This is a genomic window from Methylorubrum subtropicum, from assembly GCF_038442325.1.
Taxonomy (GTDB): Bacteria; Pseudomonadota; Alphaproteobacteria; order Rhizobiales; family Beijerinckiaceae; genus Methylobacterium; species Methylobacterium subtropicum.
Genome location: NZ_JBBXMW010000021.1, coordinates 76,753 through 86,334 on the forward strand (window position 1 = coordinate 76,753; position 9,582 = coordinate 86,334).

Sequence of the window (9,582 nt, forward strand, 5' to 3'; positions counted from 1 at the left end):
AAATCCTGCCCGACAGGATGCGAGGAGAGCACGGATGACGATTCAGGTCGGCGATCACCTGCCCCAGGTCACCTTCCGGGTGAGCGGCCCCGAGGGCCCGCAAGCCAAGACCACCGACGATCTGTTCAAGGGCCGCCGCGTCGTGCTGATCGGCGTACCCGGCGCCTTCACCCCCGCCTGCCACCGCAATCACCTGCCGGGCTACGTCTCGAACCGCGAGGCGATCCTGGCCCGCGGCATCGACGCCATCGCGGTCACCTCGGTCAACGACGTGTTCGTGCTCAATGCGTGGCAGCAGCAGAGCGGCGCCGAGGGCATCGAGTTCCTGGCCGACGGCAACGCCGAGTTCGCCAAGGCCACCGGCCTGGAGATGGACGGCACCGGCTTCGGCCTCGGCATCCGCTCGCAGCGCTACGCCATGCTGGTGGACGACGGGGTGGTGCGGGTGCTGAACGTCGAGGACACCCCGTCGAAGGCGGAGATCTCGGGCGCGGAAGCGCTGCTGAAGGTGATCTGATCAAGCTCCGAGCCCTCTCCCCTCCGCGAGAGGGTGGACCTCGCGTCAGCGAGGGTCGGGAGAGGGGAGCGACGGCGCCGCTTGGCCGCGTTCGTCCAGACATCTTCGGAAGCGTCGCTCCCCTCTCCCGCCTCGCATCCGCGAGGCACCCTCCCCCGCAGAGGGGGGAGGGTTAGGGTGTCGGCGTCCACCCGTAATCGCGCGCGTCCTTCGCCCCGCGATGGAACGCCAGCCGCCGGTCGTATTCCAGCGGGTTCTTGGGCTGCACCAGGGCGCCCGGCGGCACGTTCAGCCAATCGACCAGCCGGGTCAGCATGAACCGCATCGCCGCGCCCCGCGCCAGGATCGGCAGCGCCGCGATCTCCGCCGGCTCCAGCCGCCGCACCGCGTCGTAGCCCGCGATCATCGCGCCCGCCTTGTCGCGGTGGAAGGTGCCGTCGGCGTCGAAACACCATGCGTTGAGGCTGATGGCGAGGTCGTAGGCGAAGGCGTCGGTGCAGGCGAAGTAGAAATCGATCAGCCCCGACACGTCGTCGCCGATGAAGAACACGTTGTCGGTGAAGAGGTCGGCGTGGATGACGCCCGACGGCAGACCCTTCGGCCAGGAGGCTTCCAGCACGTCGAGGTCGGCCCGCGTGCGCGCGGCGAGGCCCGGCGCCACCGTGTCGGCTTGTCCTTCCGCCTGCTCGAACAGCGGGCGCCACGCCCCGACCGACAGGTTGTTCTCGCGCCGCATGCGAAAATCGCGGCCGGCCGCGTGCAGCCCGGCGAGCGCGGCGCCGAGCGCGCGGCAATGCCCGGCATTGGGGCGGCTCAGCGAGACGCCCTCCAGGAAGGTCACGATGGCCGCGGGCCGACCGCAGAGACGCCCGAGCGCCGTGCCGGCGCGGTTGCGCACCGGCTGCGGGCAGGCGAGGCCGGCGCGGGCCAGATGCCCCATCAGGTTGATGAAGAACGGCAATTCGGCCTCGTTCACCCGCTTCTCGTAGAGGGTGAGGATGAAGTTGCCGGCCTCCGTGTGCAGGAAGAAGTTCGAGTTCTCGACGCCCTCGGCGATGCCCTTGCACGAGAGCAGGTCGCCGATCTCGTACTCGGCGAGAAAGGCGCGCAGCGCCTCGTCGGAAACGTCGGTGTAGACCGCCACGGATCGCTTGCCCGTTCACGCAAAGGAAAGGGGCGCCGTGGGGCGCCCCTGGTTTCGTCTAGCCGCCCGAGTCCCAAAAAACTACTCGGCCGCCTCGCTGCGCAGTTCGCGCGGCAGCGGGAAGGACATATCCTCGATCGTCACCGAGACCTGATCCACCGTCACGTCGAAGCGGGCGGCGAAGGCGTCGATGATCTCTTCCACCAGCACCTCGGGGGCCGAGGCGCCGGCCGTCAGGCCGAGGCGGCGGATGTCCTTGAAGGCGTCCCAGTCGATCTCTTCCGCCCGCAGGACGAGGCGGGTGATCGGGCAGCCGGCGCGCTCGGCGACCTCGCGCAGGCGCTGCGAGTTCGAGGAGTTCGAGGAGCCGACGACGATGAGGGCATCGACCCGCGGCGCGACTTCCTTGACCGCCTCCTGGCGGTTGGTGGTGGCGTAGCAGATGTCGTCCTTGTGGGGGCCGTGGATCGCCGGGAACTTGGCCTTCAGCGCCTCGACGATGTGCTTGGTGTCGTCGATCGACAGGGTGGTCTGCGTCACCCAGGCGAGCGCCTGCTCGGCCGGCGGATTCAGCGCCTCGATCTGGTCGATGTCCTCGACCAGCGTGATCGAGCCCTTGGGCAGCTGGCCCATGGTGCCGACGACCTCCGGATGGCCGGAATGGCCGACGAGCAGCACGTGGCGCCCGCGCTTGTGATGGATCTCGGCCTCGCGGTGGACCTTGGTCACCAGCGGGCAGGTCGCGTCGATGGTGGTGAGCCCGCGGCTGACGGCGTTCTGCGGCACGGTCTTGGCGACGCCGTGGGCGGAGAAGATGACCGGGGCGCCGCTGTCGGGCACCTCGTCCAGCTCGCGCACGAACACCGCGCCCTTCCGCTTCAGCGTCTCGACCACGTACTTGTTGTGGACGATCTCGTGGCGAACGTAGACCGGCGCGCCGTAGATCGCGAGCGCGCGCTCCACGACGTCGATGGCCCGCACCACGCCGGCGCAGAAGCCGCGCGGGGCGCAGAGCAGGATTTCCAGCGGCGGCTTGTCGCCCGTCACGGCCGGATGCGGGACCCTGTTCGGGTCGGCGGTCAGGTTGATGGTATCGGCGCTCATGATCCGGCGGATGTGGAGAGGGGTGGCCGGGTCTGTCAACAGCGGCCAGCCCGAAAGCCGCGACAGGGTCGGGATGCCTGTCCGTTGCGCAACACATAGCACGTTTGGCGCGAGGCGTGACCCCCGCCTGAGGAACACCCGCATGTGCGCGGGGGAAATGATGTCGAACGGTGAAGACGGTGGTCCGTGGCGCGGCGGTTTTCACTCTTACCGCCCCCCGTCATTCCGGGGCGCGAAACGAACCCGGAATCCACCCGTGATGCGGGATACCCGGCCGAAATCGGACCGTCGCGGCCAGTCGTGGATTCCGGGTTCCGCTGCGCGGCCCCGGAATGACGGCGGTGGTGGAGCGGAGGCCGATCGCTTCATCGGCGTGAAATCCCATACCGAGGGCGCCGTGTGACGAACGACACGCGAATCGGCCTCGCGGCTTCGGGCCTCGCGGGCTAAGGGGAAGCTTCTCCTTTCATCCAGCGAAGCGACCCAAGGCTTCCATGGCGAGCGCCGCGACCCACGCCAGCTTCCTGCCGCCGGTGCTGACCTTCCTGTCGGCGGCGGTGATCGGCGTGCCGATCGTGCGGCTGCTCGGGCAGAGCGCGGTGCTGGGCTATCTCGTGGCCGGCGTCGTCATCGGCCCGGCCGGGCTCTCGCTCATCGCCGAACCCGAGACCGCGGCGAGCGTCGCCGAGATCGGCGTGGTGCTGCTGCTGTTCATCGTCGGGCTGGAGCTGGAAATCTCCCGCCTCGTCTCGATGCGCCGCGATATTTTTGGCCTCGGCACCGCGCAGTTGGCGCTGTGCTCGCTGGCGCTGGCCGGCGCCGGCCTCGCCTTCGGCCTGACGCCCGCCGCCGCGACCGTGGTCGGTATCGCGCTGGCGCTCTCGGCGACCGCAGTGGCGCTTCAACTCCTCGAGGAACGAGGCGATCTCGGCAGCGCCTATGGTGGCCGCTCCTTCGCAGTACTACTCTTGCAGGACATCTCGGTGGTGGCGATCCTGGCGCTGCTGCCGCTCTTGGCCACGGCCGGCGCCACGCCGAAGGACGGCTGGCTCGACGAGGGCCTGCGCTCGACCGCGCGCGCCGCCGCCGCGGTGGCGGGCGTGGTGATCGTCGGGCGCTACGGCCTCAACCCGTTCTTCCGCCTCCTCGCCGCCGCGGGCGGGCGCGAGGTGATGACGGCGGCAGCCCTCCTCGTCGTGCTCGGCACCGCCATGGTGATGGAGAAGGCCGGGCTCTCCATGGCGATGGGGGCGTTCCTGGCCGGCGTGATGCTCGCCGAATCGAACTTCCGGCATCAGCTGGAAGCCGACATCGAGCCGTTCCGCGGCATGCTGCTCGGCCTGTTCTTCATGAGCGTCGGCATGTCGATCGACGGCGGCCTGCTGGCGAACCACTGGGCCGCGCTGATCGGCGCGACGCTCGCCGCCATCGCGGTCAAGGTGGTGCTAGTGGCGGGCCTGTTCCGGCTGTTCGGCTCGCCCTGGTTGGATGCCGTGCGTGGCGCCGCGGTGCTGGCCCCGGCCGGCGAGTTCGCCTTCGTGATCCTGCCGGCTGCCGCCGACCTGCGCATCCTGGAGGGCAACGTCCCCCGCTTCTGCGTGGCGCTCGCCGCACTCACCATGCTGGTCGGGCCGATCATCGCCAAAGGCCTGGACATGCTGTTCGCCCGCCGCTCGGGCGAGGCGCAGCCACCGTCCGATGTCGGGGACGTGGCGGAATCCGGCGACACCCGCGTCCTCGTCGTCGGGTTCGGCCGGTTCGGGCAGATCCTGGCGCAGGTGCTGCTGGCGGAAGGGATCAGCATCACCGTGATCGACAAGGATGTCGGCCAGATCCGCGCGGCGACGAGCTTCGGCTTCCGCATCTATTACGGTGACGGCACCCGGCTCGACGTGCTGCGCGCGTCCGGCCTCGCCAAGGCCGACCTGATCTGCATCTGCATCGACGACGCGGGCGCCGCGACCAAGATCGTCGACATGGTCCACGAGGAATTCGCCGACGTCCGCACCTATGTGCGCGCCTACGACCGCACCCACGCCATCGAGCTGATGAACCGCGACGTCGATTTCCAGCTGCGCGAGACGGTCGAATCGGCCCTCGGCTTCGGCCGCGCCACCTTGGAGGGCCTCGGGCTCTCGGCGGAGGCCGCCGCGCGCCGGGTCGAGGACGTGCGCAAGCGGGATGTGGCCCGCCTCGTCCTGCAACAGGCCGGCGCCATGCCGGACGGCTCCGGCTGGCTGCGCAGCACCCCGGAGGTGCGCCCCGAGCCGCTCACCGCGCCGACGCGCCCCTCGCGCGCGCTCTCGGCCGAGACCCGCGGCCTGATCGAGACGCAGCGCCACGAGGCCGCCACGCGCGTGCTGGAGCCCGAGGATTCCGAGCGGAATGCCTGAGGCCGAAACGGACGGCGGCGCGCGCTTCGTCACCGGCTCGATCCTGCGCCACGTCGTGGTGATGAGCGGGACCGGCTCGGTCGGGCTGATGGCGATCTTCGCCGTCGATCTGCTGTCGCTGTTCTACGTGTCGAAGCTCGGCGATCCGGCGCTCACCGCGGCGGTGGGCTTCGCCTCCATCGTCCAGTTCTTCGCCATCGCCATCAATATCGGCCTGATGATCGCGGCCGGCGCCCTGGTCTCGCGGGCGATTGGGCGCGGCGACACCGCGGGCGCCCGGCGGATCGCGACCTCGGTCAACGTCCACGTCTTCGTCGTCTCCGGCCTGCTCGTCCTGGCGCTGCTCGCCGTGCTCGACCCGCTGCTGCGGGCCATCGGGGCGGAAGGGCACACCCTGGAGGTCGCCAAGCGCTATCTCTGGATCAGCCTGCCCTCGAACCTGCTGCTCGGCCCCGGCATGCTGGCGACCGGCCTGTTGCGCGCGGTGGGGGCGGCGCGGGACGCCATGTCGGTGACGCTGGGCGGCGCCATCGTCACCGTGTTCCTCGATCCGGCGCTGATCTTCGGGCTCGGCCTCGGCGTCGATGGCGCGGCCATCGCGGTCTGCGTCGCGCGGCTCACCTTCGTGGTCATCGGCACGCGGGCGCTGCAGCACCACCGCCTGCTGGAGCGCCCGTGCCTGCCCGCGATCCTCGGCGACCTCCCGGAGGTGACCCGCATCGCGCTGCCTGCTGTGCTGACGAACCTCGCGCCGTCGGTCGCCAGCGCCTTCATCGCCCACGCCCTGTCGGGCTTCGGCCCCGAGGCCATCGCCGGCAACGTGGTGATCGACCGCCTCGCCCCGGTCGCCTTCTGCGGGCTGTTCGCGATGTCGGGCTCGATCGGGCCGATCCTCGGCCAGAACTGGGGCGCGGGCCGGTTCGACCGGATGCGCGGCGTGCTGATCCAGGGCGCGCTGGTGACGGCCCTCTACATCGTCCTCGTCTGGCTGGTGCTGGCGCTCGCCCGCGGGCCGCTGGCGCGGGCCTTCGAACTCACGGGGGTCGCCGCCGACTTGTTCGGCTTCTTCTGTCTGGTGGCCGGGCCGGTGTGGTTCTTCAACGGGCTGCTGTTCCTGTCGAACGCCTCGTTCAACAATCTCGGCTTCCCCTTCGTCTCGACCGGGCTGAACTGGGGCCGGGCGACGCTCGGCACCATGCCGCCCGCCTGGCTCGGTGCGGCGACGTACGGGCCCAAGGGCGTGATCGCCGGCACGGGGCTCGGCTCGGTCGCGTTCGGGCTCGTCGCCCTGGTGCTGGCCTTCCGCACGGTTCGCACGCTGGAGCGCGGCAACCGGCCCGAGCCCACGCCGGAGCCGGAGGTGCAGGAGGCCGCCCGCCACGACACGGGGGCGTCGGCCCCGGCGCCATCGAGCGGAATGCCGATGTAACGGGCCGCATTTCGGCGTTCGAACGCCGCTTTCCCCCTCGAAATCGTCCCGGAGCGTGGCCCGCGGCTGGTCAGGGACGGTCCGATGCGACACACTTCGCCCCTAGGCTGTCCCGAGGGGCCGCATCCGAGGCGGCGTGAGGCGCCCTGTCATGTTCACGATGTTCGACATCCTCCAGAGCCAGGGCGACGCGAGCCTCAAGGCGTTCGGGCAGCAATTCGGCCTCTCGCCGGAGCAGACCCGGCGGGCGATGGAAGCCCTGATGCCGGCGCTCGGTCTCGGCCTCCAGAACCCGGCGGCCGACCCGATGGGCCTTGGTCGGATGTTCGGCTTCGGGATGCCGGGGGCCGCACCGAAATCCGCCACCCCCGACATGATGGCGGGGATGTTCGGCTCGCCGATGCTGGTGCAGGCGGTGATCCAGCAGGCGTCGGCCGCGAGCGGCGTCGGCAGTCAGGCGCTCCGGCAGATGCTGCCGATCATGGCCGGCATGGTCGTGGCCGGCATCGTCCACCTGATGCTCAACCCGCCGACCGCCCCGGCGGCCCAGCCCGCTCCCGCAGCCCCGAACTTCGGCGACCTCTGGGCCGACTGGCTGAACGGCCTGAGCGCCGCAGCCTCCGCCCAGACCGCCCCCCCGGCCAAGACCACGCCTAAGACCGCCCCGCCCTCCCGGCCGCAATTGCGCCGGGAGCCGCCGAGCGCGAGCCCGCAGCCGGACGCCGCCAAGGCGTCGATGGAGGTGATCTCGCAGATGTTCCAGACCGGCGCCGAGGTTCAGGAGCAGAACGTCAAGGCGATGCGCGAGGTGTTCGACGCGTTCTGGAGCCAGAAGGATGCGCCCGCCGAACCGGGCAAGGCCCCTCCGGAGCCGGCGCCGGCCGCCGAGCCCCCCGCGCCGGAAGTCGCCCCGAAGCCGACGGCGGCGCCGGGTGCGGCCCCGTCCGCACGGCGCAAGCCCGGCACGCGGGGCTGACGCAGCCTACTGGGCCAGCGTGTAGTACTTGATGATCGAATCGAACATGCCCTTCATCGCGTTGCCGAAGAGGAGCATGCAGGTGATGACCGCCCCCGCCATGACGGCGGTGAGCAGCGAGTATTCGATCATCGTCGCGCCGTCGGCGTCGCGGGTGAACCGGGTCGCGGCGATGCGCAGCCGGGCGGCGAGGGCCGCCATGCGCTCGGTCGAAATCAGTCGCACGGCGGATCGTCCCGGAATCGTGTCGGTCGAACGGTACGCTAGCGGTCGCGAGTTGAGACGAGCTTAAACCGAACAGGGAGATTCCGGGGGTCGGCCTGGGCCGAGCGGCGCTCAGACGGCCCGCCGGGCGACGAGGAACAGGCGCGGAAAGGCGAGCAGCACGCGCCCGTCGCCGCCCCTCAAATAGGCCGCCTCCAGCGCCCGCTCGTAGGCCGCGAGGAAGCCCGCCCGGTGCTCGGGCGAGAGGGGGCCGAGGAACGGGCGCAGGCCCGTGCTCTGGAGCCACGCCACGATGGCCGCAGCATCGGCGAGGGGGTGGAAGTAGGTCGTCCGCCACAGATCGACGGTGCTGCAATCGGCCCCGCGCAGCAGGTCGTAATAGGCCTGCGCCCCGAGGATCGGCGTGCGGGCGGCGGCCGGATCGCCGATGGACGCAGCCCAGGGCCCGTCCGCGGCGACCGCGCGCATGAGACGGTGCGAGGGTTCGTCGAGGTTGTCCGGCATCTGCACCGCGAGGCAGCCGCCGGGCCGGAGCTGGCGCACCAGCCGCGGCAGCAGGCTCGCGTGGTCGGGCAGCCATTGCAGCACCGCGTTGGCGAAGATCAGGTCCGGCGGGGCGTCCGGGTGGGCATCACGCAGGTCGGCGGCGACGAAGCGCAGGTTCGGCAGAGTGCGGCGCGCCTGGGCCAGCATGTCGGGGGCGCTGTCGATGCCGACGATGTCGGCCTTCGCAAAACGCTCGGCGAGCAGCGCGGTGCTGTTGCCCGGCCCGCAGCCGAGATCGACCACGTGGGCGGCGTCCTCCAGCGGCACACGGGCCAGCAGGTCGGCCGCCGGGCGGGTCCGCTCCTCGGAAAAACGGAGATACTGCGCCGCGTTCCAGTCCGACATGCTCCCCTCCCGAAGCGAGGTTCGAGGGGCGCAGAGTATACGATTCACGGCCTTTCGCTGCGGATTCCGACCCATGCCGTCATTGCGAGGCGAAGCCGAAGCAATCCAGGGCTCCGCATTGTCCAGATGAGGCACACCGGTCACCGTTTCGTCGGCACGGTCGCGCCTTCTCCGAACACGTCGTGCCCTGGATTGCTTTGGCTCCGCCTCGCAATGACGGGGAAGCGCGCGCGACAGACCGGAAGCCATAGTTCGTGGTGGACAGCCCCGTGTGCGGGGTTGGCGCGGACGGGCGCGGCGGGCCAGCGTCGGTCCTCACGAACGCACCCGGCCCGGAGGGGATCATGCTCGAGGAATTCAAGAAATTCGCCCTGCGGGGCAACGTCGTCGATCTCGCCGTCGGCGTCATCATCGGCGCGGCGTTCGGGGCGATCGTCAACTCGCTGGTGCAGGACATCATCATGCCGATCATCGGCGCGGTGACCGGCGGGCTCGATTTCTCGAACTACTACATCCCGCTCTCGTCCAAGGTGCAGGCCGGCATGGCTTATGCCGATGCCAAGAAGGTCGGCGCGGTGATCGGCTACGGCCAGTTCCTGACGCTCGCCGTCAATTTCACCATCGTGGCCTTCGTGCTGTTCATGGTCATCCGCGCGATGAACACGCTGAAGACCCGGGAAGAGGCCAAACCCGAACCCGTCGCCGAGGTGCCGGCGGACGTGAAGCTGCTCGGCGAGATTCGCGACCTGCTGGCCAAGCGCCGTCACTGACGCATGTCCCCTCCCCCTTGCGGCAGGGCTATCGCATTTGGGTGATGAGGTCGGCGAGGAAGTCGTCGTCCCATCCGGCCAGTTGCCGCTTGGTGTGCAAGGAGCCCTTAGCGGTGTCCTGGCGCAGGATGGC

The 9,582-nt window shown here is 70.3% G+C and carries 9 protein-coding genes; 5 read left to right on the forward strand and 4 right to left on the reverse strand.

What is annotated here, in order from left to right; all coding sequences use genetic code 11:
* Window positions 1-34: 34 nt before the first annotated feature.
* On the forward strand, window positions 35-517 hold the full coding sequence (locus AAHG03_RS22510) for a peroxiredoxin (protein ID WP_342153359.1): 483 nt from the start codon (window positions 35-37) through the stop codon (window positions 515-517).
* Window positions 518-689: 172 nt separating this feature from the next.
* Here AAHG03_RS22510 and thrB read toward each other — a convergent pair whose 3' ends face one another.
* Window positions 690-1,661 (reverse strand): homoserine kinase, encoded by a 972-nt coding sequence (gene thrB / locus AAHG03_RS22515; RefSeq protein WP_342153361.1) that lies wholly within the window; start codon window positions 1,659-1,661, stop codon window positions 690-692.
* Between the two features lie 81 nt (window positions 1,662-1,742).
* A complete protein-coding gene (gene ispH, locus AAHG03_RS22520) occupies window positions 1,743-2,765 on the reverse strand; it encodes a 4-hydroxy-3-methylbut-2-enyl diphosphate reductase (RefSeq protein WP_342153363.1) in 1,023 nt (340 codons plus the stop codon).
* Window positions 2,766-3,259: 494 nt separating this feature from the next.
* Here ispH and AAHG03_RS22525 point away from each other — a divergent pair, with 494 nt between their 5' ends.
* The 3 genes from AAHG03_RS22525 (at window position 3,260) to AAHG03_RS22535 (ending at window position 7,563) form a co-directional block, all read left to right on the forward strand.
* The gene (locus AAHG03_RS22525; RefSeq protein ID WP_342153365.1) at window positions 3,260-5,158 is read left to right on the forward strand and encodes a monovalent cation:proton antiporter-2 (CPA2) family protein; all 1,899 of its coding nucleotides are present in this window, start codon (window positions 3,260-3,262) and stop codon (window positions 5,156-5,158) included.
* A complete protein-coding gene (locus AAHG03_RS22530; RefSeq protein WP_342153367.1) occupies window positions 5,151-6,587 on the forward strand; it encodes an MATE family efflux transporter in 1,437 nt (478 codons plus the stop codon). Before AAHG03_RS22525 ends, AAHG03_RS22530 begins: the two co-directional genes overlap by 8 nt.
* A gap of 151 nt (window positions 6,588-6,738) precedes the next feature.
* The gene (locus AAHG03_RS22535) at window positions 6,739-7,563 is read left to right on the forward strand and encodes a DUF937 domain-containing protein (protein WP_342153382.1); all 825 of its coding nucleotides are present in this window, start codon (window positions 6,739-6,741) and stop codon (window positions 7,561-7,563) included.
* Window positions 7,564-7,569: 6 nt separating this feature from the next.
* Here AAHG03_RS22535 and AAHG03_RS22540 read toward each other — a convergent pair whose 3' ends face one another.
* Together AAHG03_RS22540 and tam are read right to left on the reverse strand one after the other, a co-directional pair.
* Complete coding sequence (locus tag AAHG03_RS22540; protein WP_342153369.1) at window positions 7,570-7,788, reverse strand: Flp family type IVb pilin; 219 nt, start codon at window positions 7,786-7,788, stop codon at window positions 7,570-7,572.
* A gap of 111 nt (window positions 7,789-7,899) precedes the next feature.
* Complete coding sequence (tam, locus tag AAHG03_RS22545) at window positions 7,900-8,679, reverse strand: trans-aconitate 2-methyltransferase (protein WP_342153370.1); 780 nt, start codon at window positions 8,677-8,679, stop codon at window positions 7,900-7,902.
* Window positions 8,680-9,023: 344 nt separating this feature from the next.
* On the opposite strand from tam, the gene mscL reads away from it, so the two are divergent.
* Complete coding sequence (gene mscL / locus AAHG03_RS22550; protein WP_342153372.1) at window positions 9,024-9,449, forward strand: large conductance mechanosensitive channel protein MscL; 426 nt, start codon at window positions 9,024-9,026, stop codon at window positions 9,447-9,449.
* Window positions 9,450-9,582 lie beyond the last annotated feature (133 nt).